General features: G+C 68.1%; 24 protein-coding genes and 2 pseudogenes. 12 read left to right on the top strand and 14 right to left on the bottom strand.

Features of this window, described 5'->3' with window-relative positions:
* Window positions 1-34 precede the first annotated feature (34 nt).
* Window positions 35-487, bottom strand: coding sequence for a hypothetical protein (locus tag FEK34_RS20265; protein WP_138449829.1), 453 nt, complete (start codon window positions 485-487; stop codon window positions 35-37).
* Window positions 488-732: 245 nt separating this feature from the next.
* Between FEK34_RS20265 and FEK34_RS30905 the strand changes: the two are divergent.
* Window positions 733-869: pseudogene (locus tag FEK34_RS30905) on the top strand (DUF255 domain-containing protein); the annotation flags it as partial.
* Window positions 870-965: 96 nt separating this feature from the next.
* Here FEK34_RS30905 and FEK34_RS20255 read toward each other — a convergent pair.
* Both FEK34_RS20255 and FEK34_RS20250 read right to left on the bottom strand, forming a co-directional pair.
* Complete coding sequence (locus FEK34_RS20255) at window positions 966-1,358, bottom strand: type II toxin-antitoxin system VapC family toxin (RefSeq protein ID WP_138449827.1); 393 nt, start codon at window positions 1,356-1,358, stop codon at window positions 966-968.
* Window positions 1,358-1,657: a type II toxin-antitoxin system Phd/YefM family antitoxin gene (locus tag FEK34_RS20250; protein WP_138449825.1), complete on the bottom strand. Its 300-nt coding sequence runs from the start codon at window positions 1,655-1,657 to the stop codon at window positions 1,358-1,360. The genes FEK34_RS20255 and FEK34_RS20250 overlap by 1 nt, the downstream gene beginning before the upstream one ends.
* 104 nt (window positions 1,658-1,761) lie before the next feature.
* On the opposite strand from FEK34_RS20250, the gene FEK34_RS20245 reads away from it, so the two are divergent.
* On the top strand, window positions 1,762-3,795 hold the full coding sequence (locus tag FEK34_RS20245) for a thioredoxin domain-containing protein (protein WP_171048297.1): 2,034 nt from the start codon (window positions 1,762-1,764) through the stop codon (window positions 3,793-3,795).
* Between the two features lie 436 nt (window positions 3,796-4,231).
* On the opposite strand, the gene FEK34_RS20240 is transcribed toward FEK34_RS20245, so the two are convergent.
* From FEK34_RS20240 to trhA, 4 genes are all read right to left on the bottom strand, one after another.
* The gene (locus tag FEK34_RS20240) at window positions 4,232-5,137 is read right to left on the bottom strand and encodes a phosphatidylinositol mannoside acyltransferase (protein ID WP_138449822.1); all 906 of its coding nucleotides are present in this window, start codon (window positions 5,135-5,137) and stop codon (window positions 4,232-4,234) included.
* The gene (locus FEK34_RS30085) at window positions 5,134-5,301 is read right to left on the bottom strand and encodes a hypothetical protein (RefSeq protein ID WP_171048296.1); all 168 of its coding nucleotides are present in this window, start codon (window positions 5,299-5,301) and stop codon (window positions 5,134-5,136) included. Before FEK34_RS30085 ends, FEK34_RS20240 begins: the two co-directional genes overlap by 4 nt.
* Before the next feature lie 189 nt (window positions 5,302-5,490).
* Window positions 5,491-7,074 carry an adenylate/guanylate cyclase domain-containing protein gene (locus FEK34_RS20235; RefSeq protein WP_138449820.1) on the bottom strand — a complete coding sequence of 528 codons (1,584 nt, stop codon included), beginning with the start codon at window positions 7,072-7,074 and terminating at the stop codon, window positions 5,491-5,493.
* A 76-nt stretch (window positions 7,075-7,150) separates the two neighbouring features.
* A complete protein-coding gene (gene trhA / locus FEK34_RS20230; RefSeq protein ID WP_138449946.1) occupies window positions 7,151-7,774 on the bottom strand; it encodes a PAQR family membrane homeostasis protein TrhA in 624 nt (207 codons plus the stop codon).
* Window positions 7,775-8,009: 235 nt separating this feature from the next.
* Between trhA and FEK34_RS20225 the strand changes: the two genes are divergently transcribed.
* Window positions 8,010-8,798, top strand: coding sequence for an isoprenyl transferase (locus tag FEK34_RS20225; protein WP_081597448.1), 789 nt, complete (start codon window positions 8,010-8,012; stop codon window positions 8,796-8,798).
* Between the two features lie 124 nt (window positions 8,799-8,922).
* On the opposite strand, the gene coaA is transcribed toward FEK34_RS20225, so the two are convergent.
* Window positions 8,923-9,855, bottom strand: a complete 933-nt coding sequence (gene coaA, locus FEK34_RS20220; protein WP_036539655.1) for a type I pantothenate kinase — start codon at window positions 9,853-9,855, stop codon at window positions 8,923-8,925.
* Window positions 9,856-10,035: 180 nt separating this feature from the next.
* On the opposite strand from coaA, the gene FEK34_RS20215 reads away from it, so the two are divergent.
* Window positions 10,036-11,241: a DUF885 domain-containing protein gene (locus FEK34_RS20215; RefSeq protein WP_138449818.1), complete on the top strand. Its 1,206-nt coding sequence runs from the start codon at window positions 10,036-10,038 to the stop codon at window positions 11,239-11,241.
* A 119-nt stretch (window positions 11,242-11,360) separates the two neighbouring features.
* A complete protein-coding gene (gene glyA / locus FEK34_RS20210; protein ID WP_138449815.1) occupies window positions 11,361-12,656 on the top strand; it encodes a serine hydroxymethyltransferase in 1,296 nt (431 codons plus the stop codon).
* A 192-nt stretch (window positions 12,657-12,848) separates the two neighbouring features.
* On the opposite strand, the gene FEK34_RS20205 is transcribed toward glyA, so the two are convergent.
* Complete coding sequence (locus tag FEK34_RS20205) at window positions 12,849-14,042, bottom strand: FAD-dependent monooxygenase (protein WP_138449812.1); 1,194 nt, start codon at window positions 14,040-14,042, stop codon at window positions 12,849-12,851.
* 110 nt (window positions 14,043-14,152) lie between these two features.
* Here FEK34_RS20205 and FEK34_RS30900 point away from each other — a divergent pair.
* Window positions 14,153-14,416, top strand: a pseudogene (locus FEK34_RS30900) (TetR/AcrR family transcriptional regulator); the annotation flags it as partial.
* A 108-nt stretch (window positions 14,417-14,524) separates the two neighbouring features.
* Window positions 14,525-15,202: a TetR/AcrR family transcriptional regulator C-terminal domain-containing protein gene (locus FEK34_RS30895; RefSeq protein ID WP_249359432.1), complete on the top strand. Its 678-nt coding sequence runs from the start codon at window positions 14,525-14,527 to the stop codon at window positions 15,200-15,202.
* Here the strand turns inward: FEK34_RS30895 and FEK34_RS20195 are convergent.
* From FEK34_RS20195 to FEK34_RS20185, 3 genes are all read right to left on the bottom strand, one after another.
* Entirely contained in the window at window positions 15,182-15,619 is a 438-nt protein-coding gene (locus tag FEK34_RS20195; RefSeq protein ID WP_138449807.1) for a PIN domain-containing protein, read from the bottom strand. The two genes, FEK34_RS30895 and FEK34_RS20195, sit on opposite strands and share 21 nt — an antisense overlap.
* A complete protein-coding gene (locus tag FEK34_RS20190) occupies window positions 15,609-15,824 on the bottom strand; it encodes a toxin-antitoxin system protein (protein ID WP_138449804.1) in 216 nt (71 codons plus the stop codon). Before FEK34_RS20190 ends, FEK34_RS20195 begins: the two co-directional genes overlap by 11 nt.
* Before the next feature lie 72 nt (window positions 15,825-15,896).
* On the bottom strand, window positions 15,897-16,334 hold the full coding sequence (locus FEK34_RS20185) for a hypothetical protein (protein WP_138449802.1): 438 nt from the start codon (window positions 16,332-16,334) through the stop codon (window positions 15,897-15,899).
* Between the two features lie 80 nt (window positions 16,335-16,414).
* On the opposite strand from FEK34_RS20185, the gene FEK34_RS20180 reads away from it, so the two are divergent.
* Window positions 16,415-16,831, top strand: coding sequence for a limonene-1,2-epoxide hydrolase family protein (locus tag FEK34_RS20180; RefSeq protein ID WP_138449800.1), 417 nt, complete (start codon window positions 16,415-16,417; stop codon window positions 16,829-16,831).
* Between the two features lie 190 nt (window positions 16,832-17,021).
* On the opposite strand, the gene FEK34_RS20175 is transcribed toward FEK34_RS20180, so the two are convergent.
* A complete protein-coding gene (locus FEK34_RS20175) occupies window positions 17,022-18,305 on the bottom strand; it encodes a GAF domain-containing protein (protein ID WP_138449944.1) in 1,284 nt (427 codons plus the stop codon).
* Between the two features lie 156 nt (window positions 18,306-18,461).
* Here FEK34_RS20175 and FEK34_RS20170 point away from each other — a divergent pair, with 156 nt between their 5' ends.
* From FEK34_RS20170 to FEK34_RS20155, 4 genes are all read left to right on the top strand, one after another.
* On the top strand, window positions 18,462-20,279 hold the full coding sequence (locus FEK34_RS20170) for an NAD(P)/FAD-dependent oxidoreductase (RefSeq protein ID WP_138449797.1): 1,818 nt from the start codon (window positions 18,462-18,464) through the stop codon (window positions 20,277-20,279).
* Between the two features lie 81 nt (window positions 20,280-20,360).
* Window positions 20,361-21,584: a helix-turn-helix domain-containing protein gene (locus tag FEK34_RS20165; protein ID WP_138449795.1), complete on the top strand. Its 1,224-nt coding sequence runs from the start codon at window positions 20,361-20,363 to the stop codon at window positions 21,582-21,584.
* A 133-nt stretch (window positions 21,585-21,717) separates the two neighbouring features.
* Window positions 21,718-23,235, top strand: coding sequence for an aldehyde dehydrogenase (gene adh, locus FEK34_RS20160; protein WP_138449793.1), 1,518 nt, complete (start codon window positions 21,718-21,720; stop codon window positions 23,233-23,235).
* Complete coding sequence (locus tag FEK34_RS20155) at window positions 23,235-23,636, top strand: DUF779 domain-containing protein (protein ID WP_138449791.1); 402 nt, start codon at window positions 23,235-23,237, stop codon at window positions 23,634-23,636. Before adh ends, FEK34_RS20155 begins: the two co-directional genes overlap by 1 nt.
* Window positions 23,637-23,725: 89 nt before the next feature.
* Here the strand turns inward: FEK34_RS20155 and FEK34_RS20150 are convergent, their stop codons facing one another.
* Entirely contained in the window at window positions 23,726-25,129 is a 1,404-nt protein-coding gene (locus tag FEK34_RS20150) for an MFS transporter (RefSeq protein WP_138449789.1), read from the bottom strand.
* Window positions 25,130-25,228 lie beyond the last annotated feature (99 nt).

The raw sequence follows: 25,228 nt of genomic DNA, 5'->3' as shown, positions 1-25,228 counted from the left end.
ACAGGGAAAATCTGCGGGGGTGCGGAGCGGGAGGCTATGTGGGATCGCTGAGTAGTTCGTATCCGGGCTTGACCTCGGCGGTCAGCCGATCCTGATCGCGGTATACCACGACTGCGAACCATTCCCGCTTGTTCGTCCGTCCCCAGCGCAAGACGCTGCTCGGCCGCTGTCTCGAATCGTCACGCATTGTGCAGGGCGTCCACGTCGACGAATCCTTCTCATCGCTGAGGCAATCTGGGCACGCAACTCTCACGCCCGGGATGTCGTCGCGGGATCCGTAACCTTCGCGACCACTGCACCGCTGTGCAAGTTTGCGTTCACACGCGAACACGACACAATTGTCGTAGTTACGTGGATGGTGGTAGATCGTCCTTTTGTCCTTCCCGCCGTCGTAGTGGAGAAACACAATCGAAATCGGCGGTAAGGGCTTGTCTTCCTCCTCGGGGATCCCGTTCACGAAGTCGCCCGACGGTGGCAGCTTGCTCATGACTCCTCCGAGTGAATCATGCACTGGTACAACGCATGTCGCAGTGGCCTACGGTGTCGAGGGTTGTGGGCAACCGGATAATTGATTGAGCTGCGAACCGGCCTCCCCCATATATCCACGTGGGCAACAATTTCCATCGAAGACGCGGATGAGGATGATGCTACGCGACGCTGCATCCAAGATCACGGGCTTAGAGGACACGCCGTGGCTTCGCGCCAGGGCCCTTCATGCGCTGACGGTCCGGCGTGAGCCGGGGCCGCGGCGCCGGCAATCCGGTGCACTGGCGGGAATGGATGCCGATGCGCTGGCGGAGACGGCGGCGCGGGATGTGCCGATCCTGCTGTCCGCCGGATGCCCCTCCTGCCGCTGGTGCGATGTGATGGTTCGGGGTTACTAGCCTGTTGACACGGGTGCATCGCCGAATCGGCTGCACTGACGGGCAACGTGGCTGAGCTGGACGTTGACTGCCGCCGCAGTTCTAACGAGGTGCGATCCAGGTCAATCCGGCGGCTTCGGCCGCCTCGCCCAGACGCTTGTCATATGCGACCAGTCCGGTGAGGTCTGTGGCCAGCTCGAGAGCTGTGGCCAGGTGTATCGCGTCCAGGCTGCGCACGGTTGCCGGTGAAATCGCGGCTGCGTTCGCTCGGACGATGCCATCAATTTCCACCATGTCGAGCCGTGCGAGAACGGCGGGGATATGAATGAGGTCCGCCGGTTCGGCCATCCGCACGGCACGGACCAGTTCGATTTCGACGAGGGCGGACGCCACCCAGGGCAGGTCGGGTCGTTCCTCGAGCCAGCGGACGAGTACGTCGGTCTCGGCTTCCGGGTGGACCAGTTTGACCAGTGCGCTGGTGTCCAGGTAGAGCATCAGTACCGCTCGCCGTCGCGCAGTTCCTGCAATGCCGCGCTGACGCCGGTCGCGTCGTCGGCCGCTGCCGGGTCGGCTCGGCGGCGAATATCGGCGAGTAGATCTGCGCGGCCTCTGGATGCGGGGCGCATTCGCCCTTCGGCCGTCAGGCGGGCCCGTGCGTCGCGCGTCGGATCGACCGGCACTATTCGGCCGATGATCGTTCCGCGCTCGGTGATATCGACTGTCTCACCCGCCTTGACCAGTGCCAATGTCCGCGCGGTGTGGTGCGACAGTTCGCGAATCGGAATGGCGGTCATGCTCTTATTGTGTCACAAAAATGTGTCACGCCCGCTGCAATCCTGCGCTCCGGTGCGGGGAGTGGACCGTGTTTTGCGGGGTTCAGGTGTGGAAGGCTGGCACTGTGAATCGATTGGCCACCGCGACCTCGCCGTATCTGCGTCAGCACGCCGACAATCCGGTGCACTGGCGGGAATGGGATGCCGATGCGCTGGCGGAGGCGGCGGCGCGGGATGTGCCGATCCTGCTGTCCATCGGGTACGCCTCCTGCCACTGGTGCCATGTGATGGCGCACGAGTCGTTCGCCGATCCGGAGACGGCGGCGTTGATGAACGACAACTACGTCTGCATCAAGGTCGATCGCGAGGAGCGGCCCGACCTGGACGCGGTGTACATGAACGCCACCGTCGCGATGACGGGCCAGGGCGGCTGGCCGATGACGTGTTTCCTCACCCCGGCCGGCGAACCGTTCTATTGCGGCACCTACTACCCAAAGGTGCCGCGCGGCGGGATGCCGTCGTTCCAGCAGTTGCTCACCGCGGTCGCCGACACCTGGCGCAACCGGCGTGATGAGGTGAATCTGGCCTCGTCGCAGGTGGTGGAAGCCTTGCGCGGGCAGGCGAGCGGGCTGCCGGACAGCGAACTGACCATCACGGCCGAACTGCTCGATCACGCGGTCGCGGCGGTACTGCGCGATGTGGACGACAAGCACGGCGGTTTCGGCGGCGCGCCGAAGTTCCCGCCGTCGGCGCTGATGGAAGGGCTGCTGCGCAGCTGGGAACGCACCGGCGACGACACAACGCTGACCGTGGTCCGGCGCACCGCGGCGGCAATGGCGCGCGGCGGCATCTACGACCAGATCCGCGGCGGATTCGCGCGGTACTCGGTCGACGCCGCCTGGGTGGTACCGCATTTCGAGAAGATGCTCTACGACAACGCCCAGCTGCTGCGCGCCTACGCGCACCTGGCGCGCCGGGTGCCCGATGACGATCTGCCGCGTCGCGTCACCGGTGAGATCGTGGAATTCCTGTGCGACGACCTCGGCACCGAGCACGGCGGGTTCGCCTCGGCCCTCGACGCCGACACCCACATCGAACCCGGAGAGCCGGGCATCGAGGGCGCGACGTATGTGTGGTCGCCCGCCGAGCTGGTCGCCGCGCTCGGCCCCATCGACGGTGCGTGGGCGGCCGAGGTCTTCGGCGTCACCACCGCCGGCAACTTCGAACAGGGCACCTCCGTCCCGACCCGCTACACCGACCCGGACGACGCCGCCCGATTCGAGCGGATCCGTTCGGCCCTGCGCACCGAGCGCGCCCGCAGGCCGCAACCGGATCGCGACGACAAGGTGGTCACCGCCTGGAACGGCATGGCGATCACCGCGCTCGTGGAAGCCGCCACCACGCAGGCCCGGGACGACTGGCTGGAAGCGGCGATCAGGTGCGCGCGGTTCCTGCTGGCCGAACACGTCGTCGGGGATCGGGTACTGCGCGCCTCGCTCGGCGGCAAGGCGGGCACCGCGCCCGGCGTGCTCGAGGATTACGCCTGGCTGGCCACCGGCCTGCTCGCACTGCACCAGGCCACCGGCGAACTCGAATGGCTCGAGCACGCGCAGCGGATACTCGATGCCGCCATCGAGCATTTCGCCGATCCCGAAGCGCCGGGCAGCTGGTTCGACACCGCCGACGACGCCGAAACACTCGTCGCCCGCCCCCGCGACCCGATCGACGGCGCCACCCCGGCAGGCGCGTCCTCGCTCGCGGAGGCCCTGCTCACGGCCTCGGCCTGTAGCACAACCGAACAGGCCGTCCGCTACCGCGAACCCGCCGACCGCACCCTCGAACGCGGGACCGTCGTGCTGGCCAAGGCCCCGCGCTCGGCGGGCCAATGGTTGACGGTCGCGGAGGCGGCGTTGCATGGGCCGATCGCGATCGCCATCGCGACGAACGACCGCGCATCCGCCGCCGACCTCCTCGCCGAGGCCCGCGCCGAAGCGCCGGGCGGCGCGATCACCGTTGCCGCCGAACCGGATTCGATCCCACTGCTCGCCGACCGCCCTCCCGTCGACGATGCGGCCGCGGCGTACGTGTGCCGCGGCTCGGTCTGCGACCTACCGGTCACCACGGCCGAAGCGCTTCGGGAGTCGTTGCGCCGCCGATGATCTAGCGGTGACGTGAGGTGTTTCCGGTGCGCCGACACGGCCGGACCGCACCTGCGGAGCATCGGTCGATCCTCGACCGTCGGCGCCCGCCAGCACACCGGCCACCGTGGGAGCGCGCGGTGCTCGGATCTGCGATGGCTCCGGATCGTGCGGTGCGCGCAGGGATACCGATAGTCAACGCGCCCCGCTCAGGTCGAGCCCTTCCGCGCTGAACGCCGGTCCGTGATGGCGCGACCGCGCACCCGCTGCTGCCTCGGTGAGTCCGGAGATTCCCCGCATGTCCGTGCGCCGTGATCGCCACTCGGCCAGGGTTGGGTGTTGCGCCGTGCTGCATATCGGTTGCTGCGCCTCACCGCGCCCGGGGTTCCGCGTGCGCCGTGGTCGCCGGTTCGCCTGGGTTGCGTGTTGGGCGGTGTCGCGTATCGGTTGCGGCCCCTCAGCGCGCCTGGGACTTCCGCGCTTGCTCCCGCGCCCGGTGATCAGCCGTCCACAGCGGTTGCAGCATGTGCCAGTCGGCGGGGTGGGCGGCGATGGCGGTGGCGAATGCGTCGGCGAGGGCTTGGGTGGTGGATTGCACTCCGCCGGTGGTGTCGATCGGGGCGCCGACGCTGAACCCCCAGCCGTCGGGGGTGAACCAGCAGTGCACCGGGAGCAGCGGCGCGCCGGTGTCGATGGCCAGGCGCGCCGGGCCCGCGGGCATCTGGGCCGGTTCGCCGAAGAAGGTGACCGGCACGCCCTTGCCGGACAGGTCGCGCTCACCGAGCAGGCACACCACGCGCCCTTCCCGGATCCGCGTGGTCAGCTGCTCGAACGGCGGGGTGGTGCCGCCGGTGAGCGGGATGATCTCGAAACCGAGACCCTCACGGAAGCGCACGAACCGCCGGAACAGCGATTCCGGCTTCAGCCGCTCGGCGACCACGGTGGGCGAACCGATGCGCTGTACCACCCACAGTCCCGCCAGGTCCCAGTTGCCGCTGTGCGGCAGCGCCAGCACCGCGCCGCTACCGCTGTCGACGGCAGCACGCACATGCTCGAGCCCGGTCGCGGAGGATTCGATGATGTCGGCCACCTCGACCGGATCCATCGACGGCAGCCGGAACGCCTCGCACCAATAGCGCGCGTAGGAGCGCATGCTCGCGCGCATCAGCTCGTCGGGCACCTGCTCCGGCGTGGTGCCGAGCACCCGAGCCAGGTTGCGCCGCAACTGATCAGGGCCGCCATCGCGGACGGCGCGATCGGCCGCGCGGTCGAACATGCCGCGCGCCCACCGCTGCGGCAGCGCCCGCACCAGCCCCCAGCCCGCCGCGTACCCGAGGTCCACGGCTTTGGCTTTCGGATTCATTGATCACCGCCGGCTGCGGGACCGGCCTCGTCACTCGGTGCGGAGCCGTTGCCCGCGCTGCTGAACACCGGCGCGACGGCCGCGCTGTCCTCGGCGGAGGCGGCGGTGGGGATGGTTTCATCGAGGTGACTGAACAAACTCGCGGGTGGAGATTTTCGATTCATCCCTGAAGTCTCCTCTCAGTATGTGAACCGTGGGCGTCCGGCTGCCATTTTGGCCCCGGCGGCTCGCGTGTCGCGTGGGTCCGATGGGCGATTCGGGAGGGGCCGGCTCGCGGTTCTCGGTCCGGTCGGGAGCGGTCGGCTTGCGTTCGAGCTGGGTTCGGCGGCTGATCGAGGCGGGTACGGCTCCTTTCATCCGGGGCCGGCGGTCGGCTCGCCGGTGGGGGTGGGCGCGGGGTGCGGAGGGTCGGCGGGGGAGTCGAGATCGTCTGCGGCCGGGTCGGGGACGGGCTTGTCGTCTTGGGGCAGATCTGTCCATGAGGGCGTCGGGTCGCTCATCCCGCGCAGCGGCAGCTCACCATAGGGCTCCCATTTGGCACGTTCGTGCGGCGCGGCGGCCTCGATCACCGACTCGCTCACCAGGATCCGGCGATGCACGGCCTTGGCCGCGGTGGTGAGGCGCGCGGCCTCGTTGACGGCGTCACCGATGACGGTGAACTCCAGCCGGGTGTCGGTGCCGACGTCACCGGCGAACACCTGCCCGCGCGCCACCCCGATACCGATATCGAGTTCGCCGGTGGCCAGCACCTCGTCCCGGATCCGGCGGGCGGCGCGCAAGGCGGGGGTGGCGTTGTCGCGCAACGCGATCGGAGCGCCGAAGATGCACAGCGCGGCATCGCCTTCGAACTTGTTGACCAGCCCGTTGTTGTCCTCGGTCGCGGCGACCACGATGGACAGCAGCCGGTTCAGCTTGGCCACGAACTCCTGCGGCGGCAGCCCGGTGGAGATCTCCACCGAACCGGTCACGTCGACGAACAGCGCCGACACCACGCGCACATCGCCGGTCAGATCCACGCCGCCGGCCAGCGCCCGCTCGGCGACCTCGTCACCGACGTGCCTGCCGAACACATCGCGCATCCTGGTCCGCTCACGCAGCGCCGCGGCGAGCTGATTCACCGAATGCTCCAGCCTGCCGATCTCGCTGGCGCTGTTCACCGATACCCGCACGTCGAGGTCGCCGTGGGTGATCTGGTCCAGGGCGAAGCGGAGCTTGCGCATCGGTGAGGCGACCGCGCGGGCCAGCGTCGCGGTGGCGAGCGCCCCGACGACGATGCCGAGCGCGGCCACATAGATCCCGGTGCGGATGCGGTCGGACGGACCGGACACCGGATCGGCCAGCACCACGATCAACATCGACAGCGGCATCGCGCCCGACACCGCCCAGGTGAGCACCACCCGGACGAACACCGTCGAACTCCAGTGCATGGTCGCGCCGAGCACCCCGGCCACGATCGGGATGGTCGGGCGGATCAGCCGGTCCACGATCAGGAAGGTGAGTCCGGCCGATTCCAGGCCGCCGATGACGAACATCGACGTCATCACCGCCAGATCGTCCTGCTCGGTAACCCTGGCCAGCACGATGGAGGCGATGATCACGCCGGGCAGCCACAGCGCAAGGGCGCGGGTGGTGATGGCGATCGGCAGTCGCAGCAGCCGCCGCGCCTCGTCGGGGGTGGGTCTGCGGGTCTGGTCGAGCCAGTTGAAATAGACGGTGCGGTCGCGGATCGCCAAGGCGATGCCGACGGCGAAACCGATGGTCGGGTAGATCGCGACGACGGCGAGCGCGCGCAGGATGTCGGGGCCCAGCCGGTCGAAGAATCCGCTCAGCCACAACTGGGTGACGATGACGGCCACACCGCTGAGATTGCAGGTGATCACGACCGCGGCCAGGCCCCAGCGGGCCCGGAGCGCCCAGACCACCAGACGGGCGATCATGGCGTGCGCTCGGGCTGCGCGATGCTCATTGCGGCAGCGACTGACACGAACGAGCAGCATAGAACGCCGGAGGCGGTCAGCGCAGCAGCACCAGCCAAACCGCAACGTAGTGCGCCAGCGCCGCGAGCACCGTCGCGGCGTGGAAGAACTCGTGGTGGCCGAACACTTCCGGCCACGGATTCGGCCACTTGGTGGCGTAGAGGATGGCGCCGCCGCTGTAGATGAGGCCGCCGATCAGCAGCAGGATCAGCGGGGCCAGGCCGACGTTGTCGTAGAGCTCGCCCGCGACCGGCACGATCGCCCAGCCCAGCAGCAGATACAGCGGCACGCCGACCCAGCGCGGCGCGGTCGGCCACAGCAGTTTCAGCGCGACGCCGGCCAGCGCGCCCGCCCACACCACGATCAGCAGCGTGCGGCCGGTGGAACCGGGCAGGCCGAGCAGCGCGAACGGGGTGTAGCTGCCCGCGATGAACAGGAAGATCATCGAATGATCGGCGCGCTTCATGCGGATGCGGGCGCGCACCGTCTGCCAGGTGACGCGGTGATAGACGGCGCTGACGCCGAACAGCAGGCAGACGGTGAGGCCGTAGACGAGGGTGGACCACACCGCGGTGGCCGAGACCGTCGTCGCCGCGGCGACCAGCGCGATGACCGCGATCGCCGCGATCCCGACGGCCCAGGTGTGGATCCAGCCGCGCATCCGCGGTTTGAGCAGCGCGGCGAGGGCGTCGGCGGGATTGATCGCCTCTTCGGCGGCGTCGTCGGCCGCGGTGGTGTCGTGCAAGCGGGGTGTGCCGGTGGTGTCGACCGGATCGGTCACGAACTACCTCCTGAGTTAACTCGCGAGTAACCTACGGAACCGTAGGTTGCCGGTCCGATGGTCACTGTACCGGGAAACGCGGCCGATGCCGCGGACAACGTGACGAGGCGTACTGTTGGACGCCGTGGAGTTTCCGAGTCGGGTGCGTGGCTTTCCGTATCGCGTCTACGAGGCCCGGCTGGCCAAGCAGCTGGCAGGCAAGCAGCATCCCCGCCACGTTGCGGTGATGTGCGACGGCAATCGGCGCTGGGCCAGGGAAAACGGCTTCACCGACGTCAGCCACGGGCACCGGGTGGGTGCCCTCAAGATCGCTGAACTGGTGGGCTGGTGCGAGGCCGCGGGCATCGAGATGGTCACCGTCTATCTGCTGTCCACCGAGAACCTGCGCCGTGATCCCGAAGAGCTGGAAACGCTGTTCGAGGTGATCACCGACGTGGTCGAGGAACTGTCGGCCCCGGACCAGAACTGGAGCGTGCGGCTGGTCGGCTCGCTCGACGGATTCCCCGAGCTGATCGCCAAACGGTTGCGCACCGCCGCCGAACGCACCAGCGGACGCAACGGGGTGCACGTCAACGTGGCTGTCGGCTACGGCGGCAGGCAGGAGATCACCGACGCGGTGCGCTCGCTGGTCCGCCAGGAGATCGCGGCCGGGGAGACCGGCGAGGACCTGGTGCAGTCGATCACCGTCAACGCCATCGGCCAGCACCTCTACACCTCCGGCCAACCGGACCCCGACCTCGTCATCCGGACCTCCGGTGAGCAGCGACTGTCCGGGTTCCTGCTGTGGCAGAGCGCGTATTCGGAGATCTGGTTCACCGAGGCGTATTGGCCGGAGTTCCGGCGGGTGGATTTCCTGCGCGCCCTGCGCGATTTCGCCGCGCGGCACCGGCGATTCGGAGTCTGAGCATCGGCGATTCGGCCCGGTAGCCGCTCCGATTCGGCGTCGCCGTGGCGCCTGTTCGGCGAGTGAGCACCGCCGATTCAGTGGCTGAGGACCGCGGCTCGGCGCGTGAGCAGATTGCGCCCGCTCACAATTTCCGCAACCGCAGTCGATTGATCGTGTGATCGGAGTCCTTGCGCAGCACCAGCGTCGCGCGCGGACGGGTGGGCAGGATGTTCTCCACCAGATTCGGCCGGTTGGTCGAGTTCCAGATGTCCTTGGCCGCTGCCGTCGCCTCCTCGTCGGTGAAGCGGGCGTAATGGTGGAAATGCGCCTTCGGATCGGCGAAACCGGTCTTGCGCAGGCTGAGAAACCTTTGCACATACCAGTTCTCGATGTCCTCGATGCGGGCGTCGACATAGATGGAGAAGTCGAACAGATCCGACACCATCAACCGCGGACCGGTCTGCAAGACATTCAGGCCCTCGACGATGAGGATGTCGGGCTGGCGCACGCAATGGAACTCACCGGGCACGATGTCGTAGGAGATATGTGAATACACCGGCGCGCACACTTCGGGCGCACCGGATTTCACCTCGGTGACGAAACGCAGCAGTTTGCGGCGGTCGTAGCTCTCCGGGAATCCCTTGCGATGCATGATCCCGCGCCGGGTGAGTTCGGCGGTGGGGTAGAGGAACCCGTCGGTTGTGACCAAATCCACTCGCGGATGGTGATCCCAGCGCGCCAGTAGTGCTTGCAGCACACGCGCGGTGGTCGATTTACCCACCGCGACGCTGCCCGCGACACCGATGACGAATGGCACCTGCTGGTCCGGATGCTTTTCCCCGAGGAAGGTCGCGGTGGCCGCGAACAGCCGCTGACGTGCGGCGACCTGCAAATGAATGAGCCGGGCGAGCGGAAGGTAGACCTCGGCGACCTCTTCCAGATCGATCTGTTCACCCAGGCCGCGCAGGCCGCGCAGTTCTTCCTCGGTGAGCACCAGTGGAGTCGATTTCCGCAGTGTGCGCCACTGTTTCCGATCGAATTCCACATACGGGCTCGGCTCGCTCATCCGTGCCACTTACCCGACGCTCCATTCCGGCAAACACGCACACATATCGCACCGGCGCTGTGAGATTCGGACTAACTGTGGCCGCATGGCTGAATTCTGCGCCTCGCCGCCGCCCACCGGGAAAAGGGGGTCGCCTACCGGCCGGTAACACTCGGCGCCGCGCTGGTGGAGCCGCTATCGTCGGCTGCCATGGAAGCGCATCCGCTCGTCACCGATTACCTGCGGCTCGGCCTGGCCTTCGACCGGCTGGAGGAAGGTTTCGTCGACGCGTTCACCGGCGATCCGGCGCTGCGCCGGGAGGTCGAGAACGCGCCCGCGCCGCAGCCGCGCGAACTCGCCCGGCGGGCCGCGGCCCTGCGCGCCGAACTGCCGGGGGCGGGCCTGGCGCCCGAACGCACCGAGTTCCTCGATGTGCACCTACGCGCGCTGGAATGCTCGGCCCGCAAGTTCGCCGGCGACGACATCGGTTTCGTCGACGAGGTGCGCGCCTACTTCGACGTCGACATCGCACCCGGCGACGAGGCCGACTACCGCGACGCGCACCGCAAGATGGACGAGGTGCTCGCCGGGGACGGTCCGCTGGCCGAACGCATCGCCGCGCACCGGCAGGCCGACGAGATCCCGCCGGAGCGCCTGCCCGCCTGTGTGGAGGCGTTCTCCAGTGCGTTGCGCGAACTGGTGCGCGAGCGCTATCCGCTGCCCGACCACGAGCACGTCACCTACGAGATCGTCGGCGACAAGCCGTGGTCCGGCTTCAACTACTACCTCGGCAACTACCACTCCAAGGTCGCGATCAACTCCGATCTGCGCCAGCATATGGCCAACCTGCCGCGGCTCATCGCGCACGAGGCCTACCCAGGCCACCACACCGAGCACTGCCGCAAGGAAGCCGGACTGGTCGCGGCCGGGCAGGCCGAGCAGACGCTGTTCCTGGTCAACACCCCGCAGTGCCTGATGGCCGAGGGCCTGGCCGACCTGGCGCTGGAGGCCATCGTCGGGCCGGGCTGGGGCCGCTGGGCGCAGGAGATCTACGCCGACCTCGGCCTGCGCTTCGACGGCGAACGCGCCGAACGGCTGTCGCAGGCCTCGGCGCAGCTGCTCGGTGTCCGTCAGGACGCGGCGCTGCTGCTGCACGACCGCGGCCGCGACGCCGACGAGGTGGCCGAGTTCCTGCAACGCTGGAACCTGACGACGCCCGAGCGCGCGCGCCAATCGCTGCGCTTCCTGTCCTCGCCGCTGTGGCGCGCCTACATCAGCACTTATGTCGAGGGCTACAAGCTGCTCGGCGGCTGGCTGGACGCGGCGCCGAGCGCCGACGAGCGCGCCGACCGGTTCCGGCGACTGCTCGACGAACCGCTGACACCCGGCGCGATCCGGGCGGTGCAGGCGGTCTGAGCGTCGTCGCCGGCGATCCGGAGCAGCGAACCGGTCGCCGGAAAGGTGTGCGCGGCGCCGCGAGATGTGCTATCCGACCCCGTTCCGGTGCGCGGCGGGGCAGCAAATAGACTGTCCGGGTGACGCAGACGACCGCTTCTGTCAATACCCAGTCTCTCGGTGAACTCGATCCCGAGGTCGCTGCCGCGATGGCAGGAGAGCTCGCCCGCGAGCGCGACACCCTCGAGATGATCGCCTCGGAGAACTTCGTGCCGCGCGCGGTCCTGCAGGCGCAGGGCAGTGTGCTCACCAACAAGTACGCCGAGGGGTACCCGGGCCGCCGTTACTACGGCGGCTGCGAGCACGTCGACGTCGTGGAGAACCTGGCCCGCGAGCGCGCCAAGGAACTCTTCGGCGCCGAGTTCGCCAACGTCCAGCCGCATTCGGGCGCCCAAGCCAACGCCGCGGTGCTGATGGCCCTGATGAACCCCGGCGAGAAGCTGCTCGGCCTGGACCTGGCCCACGGCGGCCACCTCACCCACGGCATGCGGCTGAACTTCTCCGGCAAGCTGTACGAGGTCCACTCCTACGGCGTCAGCAAGGAAGACCACCGCGTCGATATGGACGAGGTGCGCAAGATCGCCCTGGAGGCGCAGCCGAAGGTGATCGTCGCGGGCTGGTCGGCCTACCCGCGGCACCAGGACTTCGCCGCCTTCCGGGAGATCGCCGACGAGGTCGGCGCCTACCTGTGGGTCGATATGGCGCACTTCGCCGGCCTGGTCGCGGCCGGACTGCACCCCTCCCCGGTGCCCTACGCCGACGTCGTCTCCTCCACCGTGCACAAGACCCTCGGCGGTCCGCGCTCCGGCCTGATCCTGGCCAAGCAGGAATTCGCCAAGAAGCTCAACAGCTCGGTGTTCCCCGGCCAGCAGGGCGGTCCGCTGATGCACGCCATCGCCGCCAAGGCCGTCGCGTTCAAGATCGCCGGCACCGCCGAGTTCGCCGAGCGTCAGCAGCGCACCCTGTCCGGCGCCAAGATCCTGGCCGAGCGCCTGAGCGCCGCCGACGTCGCGGACAAGGGCATCAGCGTGCTCACCGGTGGCACCGATGTGCACCTGGTGCTGGTGGATCTGCGTAACTCGCAGCTCGACGGCCAGCAGGGCGAGGATCTGCTGCACGAGATCGGCATCACCGTCAACCGCAATGCCGTTCCGTTCGATCCGCGTCCGCCGATGGTCACCTCCGGCCTGCGCATCGGCACCGCGGCCCTGGCCACCCGCGGCTTCGGCGACACCGAGTTCACCGAGGTCGCCGACATCATCGGCACCGCGCTGGCCGGTGGTTCGGATGTCGACACGCTGCGCGCCCGCGTCCGCAAGCTGGCCAACGACCTGCCGCTGTACCAGGGCCTCGAAGACTGGCGCCTGCTGGGCTGAGTTTCTCGCTGACGACGCGCCCGCGATCGGCACCCGCCGAACCGTGGGCGCGTCGCCGTTTCCTGGCCTGTGCTGGAGTAACGCATAGGTTTTGGCGACTTCGCATACGTTGTGGGCCTGGAAAAACGCCACAAGGTATGCGACATGCAACTGCGCGGGCGGGAGGACCTGGGGTGGCGGGTCGACCATGGGCTATTGGTCGCTTGGGAGGGCGGCGTGGAGGGTCGGGTAGTCGCGCAGGTCGATGTCGTTGGCGCCCTTGTCGCCGAGTTTCACCATCAGGGCGAACAGTGGAGAGTTCAGGAACCAGTCGCGGGCTCGGATGCCGAAGGCGGTCTTGGGGGCCAGGAAGCGGCCGGGGTTGCTGGAGCCGGCGATCTTGTTGTAGCGCTGCATGATCTCGTCGTAGCACGGGAAGGCCACGGTGTGATCGCCGTCGGCGAGGGCCAGTTCACCGGCGAGGACGTAGGCGCCGACGAGGGCGAGACCGGTGCCGAAACCGGCCAGGGTGTTGCCGTAGCCGGCGTCACCGACGAGGGCGACCCGTCCGCGGACGCATGAGGTCATCTCGACCACGCTGAGCGAGTCCATATAGAAGGTCGCGGCCTGCTCCAGATCCGCCATCATGCGTGGCACTTCCCAGCCGACGTCGGCGAAGGTGTCCTTGACGATGCGGCGCTGGGCCTGCTCGTCATCGCGTGCGTAGTCCAGCTCGGGGGCGGCGAACATGTACATCTGCTCGGCCTTCGGTCCACCGTCGACGGCGAGTTTGCCCGGCGCGTTGTGGGCGTAGGCCACCTCGCGTCGCGGTCCGTCGGTGCGTCGGGGCTCGGTACCGGAATTCACCAGGCAGTAGTAGTAGCCGCGGTGGTGGACGTAGTCGCGTTCGGGGCCGAACGCCAGCGCGCGCACCCGTGAGTGCACGCCGTCGGCGCCGAAAACCAGGTCGAAGGTGCGGGGCGGGGCGTGTTCGAACTCGACTCGCACGCCCTCGGCGGTCTCGGTGAGCGCGCTGATCGAATCGCCGAAGAGGTAGGTGCAGTGCTCAGCGGTGCGCTCGTACATGAGCTGGGCCAGGTCGCCGCGCAGGATCTCCAGGTCGCCGCCGGTGAAATCGCCGGAGATGAGCGCGCGGCGCTTGCCCGCGGCGTCCACCAGCACCATGTCGGCGCCGCCGGTCTGTCGTTCGCGGACGGCGTCGAGGATGCCCATGCGCTCGAGGACTTTCAGATGCGTTTCGCCCTTGAAGTCGACGGCCTGGCCGCCGGGGCGCAGCTCGGGAGCGCGTTCGACGACGGTGACCTCGAAGCCGTAGCGATTCAGCCAGTAGGCGAGGGCGGGCCCGGCGATGCTCGCGCCGGAGATGAGGACGGTCTTGTTACGCATGAGCGCTCCTTCAGCGGAATGGCGTCCACAGGAAACTGTTTCCGTCGGACACGGAGCAGCGTATGGTAGACACAGTTTCTGGTCAACTCCTTTTCGGAAAGGACATCGCGATGCCGGCTCCGACCGTGGTCGAACTGCTCTGGGGTACCGGGCGGCAGGCCAAACGCGGCCCGAAGCCGTCGCTGTCGCTGGAGGCCATCGTCGGCGCGGCCATCGAACTCGCCGACGCCGAAGGGCTGGCCGGGGTCTCCATGCAGCGGGTCGCCGAACGGCTCGGGTACACGAAAATGTCTCTGTACCGGTACGTACCGGGCAAGGCAGAGCTCGCCGCGTTGATGCTCGAGCAAGCCATCGGCGCCCCGCCGGACATCGCTGTCGCGTCGCCGGATAGCGCCGTCGCGCCCCCGGGTAGTGGCGCCGCATCGCTCGAAGGTGCCGCCGCCCCGCCGGACATCGCCACTGTTCTGCCGGGTAGTGCGGCCGTGTCGCCGGGTGGTGCTGCAGGGTCGCCGGGTGGTGCTGCAGGGTCGCCGGGTGGTGCTGCAGGGTCGTCGGGTAGTGCTGCAGGGTCGTCGGGTAGTGCTGCTGCGTCGCTGGATGGCCCCGCCGCGTCGCCGGATATCGCCGGTGCGCCGCCGCATAGCGCTGCGGCGTCGCTGGATAGCGTTGCGGCGCAGTCGGTTTCCGGCGAGCCGCCGTGGCGGGCCGGTCTACGCCGCTGGACCGAGGAGATCTTCCGCCGCTACCGGGCGCATCCGTGGGCGCTGGAGTTGTCCACCGGAATCCGGCCGATGGGGCCGAACGAACTGGGCTGGCTCGAGGCGGCCTTGTCGGCGATGGCGGGGATCGGCCTGACCGGTCCGGAGCGGCTGGACACCGTCGTCGTGCTCAACGGCCACGTGCGCAGCCTCGCACTCCAGAACGCCGGCGCCCCGGCCGACGGCATGGAGGAGCAGTTGATGCGGCAGATGGCGGAGGTGATGCAGGCGGCGGGCGACCGATATCCCGAGGTCACCGCCGCCATGAGCGAGCAAGCGGGAGGATCCTCGGCCCGCGACGACGCCTTGAACTTCGGCATCGACCGCATCCTCGACGGATTGCAAGCGCTCGTGGATCGCCGCGCGAACTCTCGATGGCCCTCAGGCGTCGAACGGAAGTAAGGTGAAATGGCTGACGCCCCAGAGCGGCTTCAGCTTGCGGAAGTGGCGCTGATCGAGCGTCATCACATTGGTGGTCCGATAACGGTCGGCGATCACCACAATGGACGCGTCGGCCATGCCGATGTAGTCGTCATCGCCGAAGCTGGACACGATCGCAAGGGCTGCGGCGTGATAGTCCTGAGTCCACTCGGCCAGCTCGTAGGCGCCTGCTGAAATGTCTTCGGCGAACTGCCGTGCCGCAGCGGCGCCAAGCCGCGTGGCCAGCATGTAGTCGGACTCCGCGACGATAAGTGGGGAGACGACCAGCAACCCTGCCGCAGCATTCGCGATCTCGGTCAGCTGGACGTGCTCAGGGTATGACTCGTCGTACATCGCGAGGATCCCGCTCGTGTCGACGACGATGTTCTCACCATTCACCGAAGCCGCCGGCGAGCTCGCGATCGATCTCCTCTGTGGTCAGCGGCCGGTCGCTACGAAATCCGCCGAACTTCGGCTTCGGGCGCGGAGCGTGTTCGTCCAGTAGCTTTTCGATCGCCTGTGACAATGTGAGGCCCTCTGCGGCCGCCAGTCGATGTAGCCGATCTCTGGTTGGCTTCGGCACCTTGATCGTCGTTGAAGTCATACCTGTCAGTATACCCGTGGAGATGAGTGCTCCATAGAATGAACCGGGCACTTCCGACGCGCGCTCGGCCCCTCACGTCCCGGGCAGCTGAATGCCCTTCTCCGCCGCGAGTCTGGTCAGCTTCTCCATCTCGTCGATCGCCACCGCGACGTAGGCGTGCAGGCCGTCGTCGTCGCGGCGTAGCAGGTATTCGTAGTCGCCGTCGGTGAGCAGGTCGTCGGCGTCGTCGTAGAAATGCCAGCGCACGTGCACGCGAGCGATGCTCGCGGTCAGGTCGACGTGTTCGAGCAGCGTGTGGTCGACCCGCGCCAGGCCGAGCTGCTGATAGAAGGGATAGGCCTGGGATAGGCCCTGCGCCAGCTCCGCGCGCGAATGCAGCGCGCCGACGAAGCCGTCGCTGACGATGGTGCCGGGCATGCCCCACAACGAGGCCGAACGTTCGGCGTCGTAGGCCGACAGCGCGGCCTGGTACTCATCCAGAAACGACTCGATCTCATCCCGGGTGGTCATAGCACCAACGTATCGCCGGGAGGTGGTGTCCGGCGGCGGAACGGGCCGCATCCGGCGCGTCTACCACCTACCCTCGATCCATGAGCGAAATCGAGCTGGAGCAGGACTCGATCACCACGGTGCGCGAATTCTTCGCCGCGCTGGAGATCGGCGCGGTCGGTGAGGCGCTGGAACTGCTGCATCCCGACATCGTCTGGAAGAACACCTCGCTACCGGATGTGCGTGGCGAACGAGTGGCGCAGGTGCTGCGCGGGCTGAGCCGGGATCAGTTCGGTTTCGCCGCGATCATGCACCACATCGCCGCCGACGGACCCATCGTGCTCACCGACCGCACCGACATCCTGCGCTTCGGGCCGCTGAAGATCTCCTTCTGGGTCGCGGGCACTTTCGAACTGCGCGACGGGCGAATCATCCTGTGGCACGACCATTTCAGCTGGGAGAACTTCCTGCGCGGGCTGGTCGTCGGAGCATGGAAGGCCGTGTTCGCGCGCGATTGAACACGCGCCGCGGCAGACGCCTGTGCGCACCTCGAACCCGATCAGCGCCGGTGCTCCCGAAATCTGGGCCGGCGTCGATGCGCGGAGCCGAGCACCCGGACCGTCGGCTCGCCCGCAGCGTGGGCGGGGTGGGCCAGCTGGCGCAGCCGCAACCGCGGGACGAACACCGCACGAGGATTGCGAGGTCGGGTCAGCCGAGCGCGGTTCCGGCCCCGGCGAGCGCACGAACCCCGGGGCTGGTGGAGCGGCGGACGAATGCGCAGTCGGCCAACCGGTCGACGTCACCGAGGGCCAGCGTGAGACTCACCGACGCCTCCAGTCGATAGGGCCTGCTCTCGATGATCGAGCCGAGCACCCGCCGCAGCCGCGACAGTTCGGCCCGGACGGCGACCGCGTGGTCGGGATCGCCGTAGAGCGCGTGACTCAGATCGGCGACCGACATCCCGCGCCGCCCACGCAGATGTAGCAGGAGCAGGATCTCCGCGTGCCGCACCGATAGTGAACTGCGCCAATCGGATTCGCCGCCGACCGCGCTGACGACCGGCGTGCCGGACAGGTCGAGGTTCATCCGGATACCGGTGTGCGCGCCGGCGCCGAGCGGCCGCACCAGCCAACCACCGCGCAGCGGCTCCGCCGAGCAGACGCCGAGTCCGGGGACGTGCACCGCGCGTTCGGCATTCGGGATGGCGATGCGCTGGGGCGTGGCGATGCCGGTGGCGTGGGCGACCCAGCCGTGCTCGTCCACCAGCAGGGCGGGACCGGTCAGGGTGGACAGGGTGGGCATGGCGGTGCTGCGCAACCGTTCCAGCCGGTCCTGTTGCAGCCGCGCGATCTGGCCCTCGGCCAGCCGGGCACCCGCGCCGACCAGGGCGGTGAGCGCCGGATGCAGGGTGAGCGCCGGCCCGCTGACGTCGACCACGCCGAGGAGTTCGCCGGTGCGCGGATCGTGGATCGGCGCCGCCGTGCAGTACCACGGATGCTGTGACTGCTCGAAATGTTCACCCGAGAACAGTTGCACCGGACTGGCTTCGGCGAGCGCGGTGCCGATGGCATTGGTGCCGACCACCGATTCGGTCCAGGTGGCGCCCTCCTGGAAGCCGAGCGAGTCGGCGCGGTTGCGGACCCGCGGCGAACCGGCGCGCCACAGCACCACGCCGTCGGCATCGGTGACCACCATGATCAACTGCGATGCGTCGGCGACCCCGGCGATCACCTGCGTCAACTCGCTGATCACGCCGGCCAGCGGCGACATCCGGCGGCGTCGCTCGACCTCCTCCAGCCCGAGCACGGTGCGGGTATTGGCCTGGTCGGGTACCAGCCCCGCCGCCAGCACTCGCGACCAGGAACGCGCCACCAGCGTGCGCGGCCGCAACGGTGAGCGTCCGCCGCCGATCACCGCGTCGTGCATGCGGACCAGGTCGCGGGCGTACCGGGGCAGGTCCGTCCCCGGTTCGATCGCGCCGAATTCGCCCACGACATCCATCCTGATCCGCTCGGTACGCGCGGCCGGGCGAGGCTCGCGCGCCTCGCCGCGTGCGCACACCGATGTTGCAACGCCTTGCAACGATTGTGACACCGGTTCCGGTGACGTGTGCTGTAGCTCACAGATCCGCTGGAGAAGGAGAATCCGATGACCCCGACACTGGAGCCGACGCCCGATACGCAGACACCGCAGCAGCGCGTGGACGCCTGGCTGCGGGATTTCGAGAGGGCACTGGCGGACCGTGATGTGGAGGCCGCGGCCGCGATGTTCGCCCTCGACGGCTTCTGGCGCGACCTGGTCGCCTTCACCTGGAACATCAAGACCCTCGAGGGCCGCGAGGACATCGCCGACATGCTGCGCGCGCGGCTGGACGGCACCGATCCGGGCAACTTCCACACCACCGAAGAGCCCACCGAGGACGGGGGCGTTGTCACGGCATGGATCGGATTCGAGACCGCCGCCGGCCGCGCGGTCGGGCATCTGCGGCTCAAAGACGAGGGCGCGTGGACGCTGCTCACCAGCCTGCGCGAGCTGAAAGGGCATGAGGAGAGCAAAGGTCCGCGGCGGCCGCGTGGTGTGGTGCACGGCGCCGACCCGGACCGGGTGACCTGGTCCGAGCGTCGTGCCGAGGAGGAGCGCGAACTCGGCCGCACCCGCCAGCCCTATGTGCTGGTGGTCGGCGGTGGTCAGGGCGGGATCGCGCTCGGCGCGCGGTTACGTCAGCTCGGGGTGCCCGCGCTGGTGGTCGACAAGCACGACCGGCCCGGCGATCAGTGGCGCAAACGGTACAAGTCGCTGTGCCTGCACGATCCGGTCTGGTACGACCACCTGCCGTATCTGCCGTTCCCGGACAACTGGCCGGTGTTCACCCCCAAGGACAAGATCGGCGACTGGCTCGAGATGTACACCCGGGTCATGGAGGTGCCGTACTGGTCGAAGACCACCTGCACCTCCGCCACCTACGACGAGATCGCCGGCGAATGGGAGGTCGACGTCCTGCGCGACGGCGAGGCCATCGAGCTGCGGCCCACCCAGTTGGTGCTCGCCACCGGCATGTCCGGCAAGCCGAATATCCCGAATTTCCCTGGGATGGAACGTTTCCGGGGCGAACAGCATCATTCGAGCAAGCATCCCGGCCCGGACGCCTACGCGGGTAAGCGCGCGGTGGTCATCGGCTCCAACAACTCCGCCCACGACATCTGCGCGGCGCTGTGGGAAGTGGGCGCCCAGGTGACGATGGTGCAGCGCAGCTCCACCCACATCGTGCGGTCGGATTCGCTGATGGAGCTCGGCCTCGGCGATCTGTACTCCGAACGCGCCCTCGCGGCGGGCATGACCACCGACAAGGCCGACTTGACCTTCGCCTCGCTGCCGTACCGGATCATGCCGCAGTTCCAGATCCCGGTGTACGAGGCCATCCGCGCCCGCGACGCCGAGTTCTACGACCGGCTCGAACGCGCCGGCTTCCAACTCGACTGGGGTGACGACGGTTCGGGCCTGTTCATGAAGTACCTGCGCCGCGGCTCCGGCTACTACATCGACGTGGGTGCCTCGGAGCTGATCGCCGACGGCAAGATCGCGCTGGCGCACGGCGAGGTCCGCGAACTCACCGAGGACGCCGTCGTCCTCGACGACGGCACCGAACTGCCCGCCGACCTGGTCGTCTACGCCACCGGCTACGGCTCGATGAACGGCTGGGCCGCCGACCTGATCGGCCAGGACGTCGCCGACAAAGTAGGCAAATGCTGGGGCTACGGCTCCGGCACCACCAAGGATCCCGGCCCGTGGGAGGGCGAGCTGCGCAATATGTGGAAGCCGACCAGGCAGGAGGGCCTGTGGTTCCACGGCGGCAACCTGCACCAATCCCGGCACTACTCGCTGTATCTCGCGCTGCAACTCGAGGCGCGCTACGAGGGCATTCCCACGCCGGTCTACGGGATGGGACCGGTGCACCATCTGAGCTGACTTTTCCGTCGACTGCCGCACCGATCGCCTGGTCGGTGCGGCATGATGGAAGTAGTCGAAGATGTGACCAGGAAGACATAGATGGCGGCACACAGCACGCTCGCCGAGCAGCGAGCCGCGCTGGAAAAGGAATGGTCCCGCTGGGTTCCCGACGGGTCGCATCCCGTGCTGCCCCGCGTCGCCGCTTCCGGGTTGCGCAGTGAGGTCGCCCAATCCTGGATGCGCTCGGTGCGCACCGTCGACCCGGCCACCGCCAGCGCGCCTGCGATCGATTCCGCCGACATCGGTGCCCGCTGGGCCGAGTCCCCGCTGCGCGAACCGGTCACCCAACTCGCCGACCAGTTGCACAATGTCGCCCACGACGCCGGCTATGTCGCCGCGGTCACCGACGAGAGCGGCACCATCTTGTGGTCCTTCGGCGGGCCGGTCATGCGCCGCCGCGCCGAACAGGTCAATTTCGCGCCCGGCGGCCGCTGGGACGAAGAACATATGGGCACCAACGCACTGTCGCTGGCCATGCAGACCGGCAAACCCAGCACCGTGTTCTCCGCCGAACATCTGGTCGCGGCCCTGCACGGCTGGGTGTGTTACTGCGCGCCGATCCACGCCCCCGACGGCCGCAGGCTCGGCGTGCTCGACCTGTCCTCGACGTGGGACCGCTCCCATCCGCTGGCCATGTCGACGGTGCAGTCGCTGGTCACGGCGGTGGAAGCGCGGCTGCACGCGGCGGCCGTCACCCGTCCGGGGGTCCGGCTGACCTGCCTCGGCGGCTCGCGTCTGGTGCGCGACGGGCACCCGGTGCGGTTGCGGCCACGCCAACTGGAAATCCTCACGCTGCTCGCGCTCGAACCCGACGGCTTCACCCCGGAACGGCTGCACTACGCCATCTACGGCGACCGGCCCGCCACCTCGAGCACGCTCAAAGCCGATGTCTCGCATCTGCGCCGGGCCACCGGGGGCGAGATCGCCAACCGGGTCTACCAACTCACCACCCCGCTGTCCTGCGATGCCGTCGACCTCCTCGGCGCACTCGAAGCCGGCGACACCGGTACGGCGGTGCGGATGTATCGCGGGCCGCTGCTGCCCGGTTCACAGACGCCGGGGATCGTGGAATGGCGCGATCACCTCGAGGTCGCGGTGCGCACGGCGGTGCTGTCCGACGACGACCCCGACAACGCGCTGCGCTACGGCGAGCGGGCGCCCGACGACATCGAGATCCACGAGCACGCACTGCGATTGCTGCCGCCCAACGACGGACGCCGCGCCGTCGCCGCGGCCAGGCTGCACACCGCCCTCCGGGCCTGATCCGCCCGCTCTGACCTGCGGTTCCGGCGTGTCACCTCGGTAGTCAACCTTCTGCCAACCCAAGATCGCGATAGTGGTCTGCGTCACGAACGGTTGCTCGTGCTATCCGCCGACTCGATGAGGAGCATGCGACATGACCTACGCGAAACCAGGTGCCGAGGGCAGCATCGTCAGCTACGCCGCCCGCTACGACAATTTCATCGGCGGCGACTGGACGGCACCGGTCGAGGGGCAGTACTTCGAGAATCCGTCACCGGTGGACGGGCAGACCTTCACCGAGGTAGCCCGCTCGACCGCGGCCGACGTCGAACTGGCCCTCGATGCCGCGCACACCGCCGCCGACGGCTGGGGCGCCACCTCCGTCGCCGAACGCGCCAATATCCTCAACAAGATCGCCGACCGCATCGAGGACAATCTCGAAGCCCTCGCCGTCGCCGAGACCTGGGAGAACGGCAAACCGGTCCGCGAAACCAAGGCCGCCGACCTGCCGCTGGCCATCGACCACTTCCGCTACTTCGCCGGCGCCATCCGCGCCCAGGAGGGCGGGATCAGCGAAATCGACGGCGATACCATCGCCTACCACTTCCACGAGCCGCTCGGCGTGGTCGGCCAGATCATCCCGTGGAACTTCCCGATCCTGATGGCCACCTGGAAGCTGGCGCCCGCGCTGGCGGCGGGTAACGCGGTGGTGCTCAAGCCCGCCGAGCAGACCCCGGCCTCGATCCTGAAGGTGGTCGAGCTGATCGCGGATCTGCTGCCGCCGGGAGTTCTCAACGTGGTCAACGGTTTCGGCGTGGAAGCCGGTAAGCCGCTGGCGTCCAGCCCGCGGGTGGCCAAGGTGGCGTTCACCGGTGAGACCACCACCGGGCGGCTGATCATGCAGTACGCCAGCGAGAACATCATCCCGGTGACGCTGGAGCTGGGCGGCAAGAGCCCCAATATCTTCCTGCCCGACATCATGGCCGCCGACGACGAATTCCTGGACAAGGCCGTCGAGGGTTTCGTGATGTTCGCGCTGAACCAGGGCGAGGTGTGCACCTGTCCCTCGCGTGCGCTGATCCACTCCTCGATCTACGACGAGTTCATGGCGCGGTGTATCGAACGCACCAAGGCCATCGTCAGCGGTAACCCGCTCGACGACGCCACCATGATCGGCGCCCAGGCCAGCAACGATCAGTACGAGAAGATCCTGTCCTACATCGACATCGGCCGTCAGGAGGGCGCCGAGGTGCTCACCGGCGGCGGGCCGCGCAAGGTCGACGAATTCCCGGACGGGTACTACATCGAGCCCACGGTGTTCAAGGGCAGCAACGATATGCGGATCTTCCAGGAGGAGATCTTCGGCCCGGTCGTCTCGGTCACGACCTTCGACTCCACCGACGAGGCGTTGAAGCTCGCCAACGACACCCTCTACGGTCTCGGCGCCGGTGTCTGGACCCGCGATATGAACACCGCCTACCGGCTGGGTCGCGGTATCAAGGCGGGCCGGGTGTGGACCAACTGCTACCACGCCTATCCGGCGCACGCGGCCTTCGGCGGCTACAAGAAGTCCGGTATCGGTCGCGAGAACCACTCCATGATGCTGGACCACTACCAGCAGACGAAGAACCTGCTGGTGAGCTACGCGCCGAATAAGCTCGGATTCTTCTGATGCCCGCGGACGTGCACCGCGTCGCGATCACCGAGCAGGCGCAGCAGATGCTCGACAGCCTGATCCGGCGGCACGGCGCGGTCATGTTCCACCAGTCCGGCGGCTGCTGCGACGGCAGTTCCCCGATGTGTTATCCGCGCGGTGAATTCCGTGTCGGCGCCTCGGATGTTCTGCTCGGGACGGTCGCGGCGGATACGCCGTTCTGGATGAGCGCCGATCAATACGAGTACTGGAAGCACACCCATCTCACCGTGGATGTGGTTCCGGGGCGGGGCAGCGGGTTCTCCCTGGAAGCGCCCGAGGGTGTCCGTTTCCTCATCCGCTCCCGTCTGCTCACCGACGAGGAGTTCACCGAACTCGAGTCCGCGCCCCCGCCCAGAACGGGCGCGGACATCGAATAGCCGTGCGCGGCCGCGGGGTTCGCCCGCCCCGCCCCACGCACCCGAGAGATCTGCCCACCGGTGCCGCGCCGGTGGGCAGATCCGCGTTTCTAGCGGGTGGGTACCGGGATATCGGCGCGCTGCGTGCTGTTACCGACGCGGATCGCGGTGAACAGGCCGAGCACGACGATGCCGGCGAACCCGAACAGCAGGTAGCGCGCCGACGTCACCATGACCGGGCTGCCGATGTTGACCAGCAATCCGGCGATGGCGGCGCCGAATGCTGTCGCCATCGTCAACACGGTCGCCACCGACGCGGCCGCTTGCTGGCCTTCGACGGGATCATCGACGCTGGTCATCGCCGCGACCGACAGATGCGGCATGGCGATCCCGATGCCGGCGCCGGCGATGATCAGGACCGGTACCCATGCGATCACCACCGGTGTGGACGCCTGCGCTGATTGCAGGAGGCCGAGTACGGCGAACCCTGCGGCCAACACCACCGGACCGGTTATCCGCAGCCTGCGGATAACCGCCTCGGACCCCACCGACGCCACCAGAATCTGTGCGGCCGACCAGCCGAACGACAATGCGGCACCCAAGAATCCGGCCACCAGCGGCGTCAGATTACCCATGCGCTGTCCGAACAGCGGCACGAAGATCTCCACCGCGACACCGCAAGCCAGCAGCATGATGGAGAGGTAGATCCAGCGTAGCGGGGAGCCGCTCCGATAGGTGGAAGGGGGCAGAATCGGCTGTGATGCACGGCGTTCGACCGTGATGAAAGCTGCGACGGCTACTGCTCCGGCGAGCAGGCTCACCACCATCCAGGCCGGCTCCTCCAGGATGCCCGCCACACTCACGGCTGCGGCGGCGACCACCACCAAACCCAGCGAGGCCACCGGGAGCGCAGTCGCGGGCGGGCGCTCACCCTCGGTCAGCGCCTTCGGTACGAGCCCGCACAACAACACCGCCGCGATGGCCAGCACCGCGAAAGCCGCACGCCAGGAGCCGTACTGGGCAAACAATCCACCCAATGCCGGGCCGACGAAATTTCCGAGCCCGAACATCGCCGAGATCAACGCGCTCCCGCGCACCCACAGCTGCTGCGGCAGGGCCGAATAGATCAACGCGAAACCCAAACCCGTCAACAGGCCTGCGCCGAGTCCCTGAATGCCACGCCCCACCAGCAGAATCGGCATCGCCGGACTAACCGCACACACCAGCGATCCCGTCGCGAAAACGCCGAACCCGATCACATACGCCCCCACGCCGCCGCAGGCCGACAGCGTCCTGGCTACCGACAATGTCGCAATCACCTGGGCGACCAGAAATACCGTCGTCGCCCATGCGTACACCCGCTCGCCACCGATCTCCGCCACGGCCGTAGGCAACAGGCTCGCCGCGAGATAGATGTTCACCGCGCCGACGAGCACCCCGCCGGCCAGCACGATCGCCGTACGCCAATATCGCCACAGATCCCGCCATGTTCCCAGCTCACGCGCCTGATTCATCTATTGCCCTCCTTGTCCCGAACCGAAAATGCACAGGCATCATGCCGGTCCCGCGGACACCGGTAATCGGACAAATCGGGCGTGAAATGTGTCACATTT

This window comes from Nocardia cyriacigeorgica, assembly GCF_005863245.1.
GTDB lineage: Bacteria > Actinomycetota > Actinomycetes > Mycobacteriales > Mycobacteriaceae > Nocardia > Nocardia cyriacigeorgica_C.
The sequence above is the reverse complement of the archived record's forward strand: the minus strand, read 5'-3'. Positions and strand labels throughout refer to the sequence as shown.

Coding starts and splice junctions, on each gene's coding strand:
- FEK34_RS20265 (WP_138449829.1), bottom strand. CDS start 487: ATGAGCAAGCTGCCACCGTCGGGCGACTTCGTGAACGGGATCCCCGAG.
- FEK34_RS20255 (WP_138449827.1), bottom strand. CDS start 1,358: ATGCTCTACCTGGACACCAGCGCACTGGTCAAACTGGTCCACCCGGAA.
- FEK34_RS20250 (WP_138449825.1), bottom strand. CDS start 1,657: ATGACCGCCATTCCGATTCGCGAACTGTCGCACCACACCGCGCGGACA.
- FEK34_RS20240 (WP_138449822.1), bottom strand. CDS start 5,137: ATGAATCCGAAAGCCAAAGCCGTGGACCTCGGGTACGCGGCGGGCTGG.
- FEK34_RS30085 (WP_171048296.1), bottom strand. CDS start 5,301: ATGAATCGAAAATCTCCACCCGCGAGTTTGTTCAGTCACCTCGATGAA.
- FEK34_RS20235 (WP_138449820.1), bottom strand. CDS start 7,074: ATGATCGCCCGTCTGGTGGTCTGGGCGCTCCGGGCCCGCTGGGGCCTG.
- trhA (WP_138449946.1), bottom strand. CDS start 7,774: ATGCGCGGCTGGATCCACACCTGGGCCGTCGGGATCGCGGCGATCGCG.
- FEK34_RS20215 (WP_138449818.1), top strand. CDS start 10,036: ATGGAAGCGCATCCGCTCGTCACCGATTACCTGCGGCTCGGCCTGGCC.
- FEK34_RS20205 (WP_138449812.1), bottom strand. CDS start 14,042: ATGCGTAACAAGACCGTCCTCATCTCCGGCGCGAGCATCGCCGGGCCC.
- FEK34_RS20190 (WP_138449804.1), bottom strand. CDS start 15,824: ATGACTTCAACGACGATCAAGGTGCCGAAGCCAACCAGAGATCGGCTA.
- FEK34_RS20185 (WP_138449802.1), bottom strand. CDS start 16,334: ATGACCACCCGGGATGAGATCGAGTCGTTTCTGGATGAGTACCAGGCC.
- FEK34_RS20180 (WP_138449800.1), top strand. CDS start 16,415: ATGAGCGAAATCGAGCTGGAGCAGGACTCGATCACCACGGTGCGCGAA.
- FEK34_RS20170 (WP_138449797.1), top strand. CDS start 18,462: ATGACCCCGACACTGGAGCCGACGCCCGATACGCAGACACCGCAGCAG.
- FEK34_RS20165 (WP_138449795.1), top strand. CDS start 20,361: ATGGCGGCACACAGCACGCTCGCCGAGCAGCGAGCCGCGCTGGAAAAG.
- adh (WP_138449793.1), top strand. CDS start 21,718: ATGACCTACGCGAAACCAGGTGCCGAGGGCAGCATCGTCAGCTACGCC.
- FEK34_RS20155 (WP_138449791.1), top strand. CDS start 23,235: ATGCCCGCGGACGTGCACCGCGTCGCGATCACCGAGCAGGCGCAGCAG.
- FEK34_RS20150 (WP_138449789.1), bottom strand. CDS start 25,129: ATGAATCAGGCGCGTGAGCTGGGAACATGGCGGGATCTGTGGCGATAT.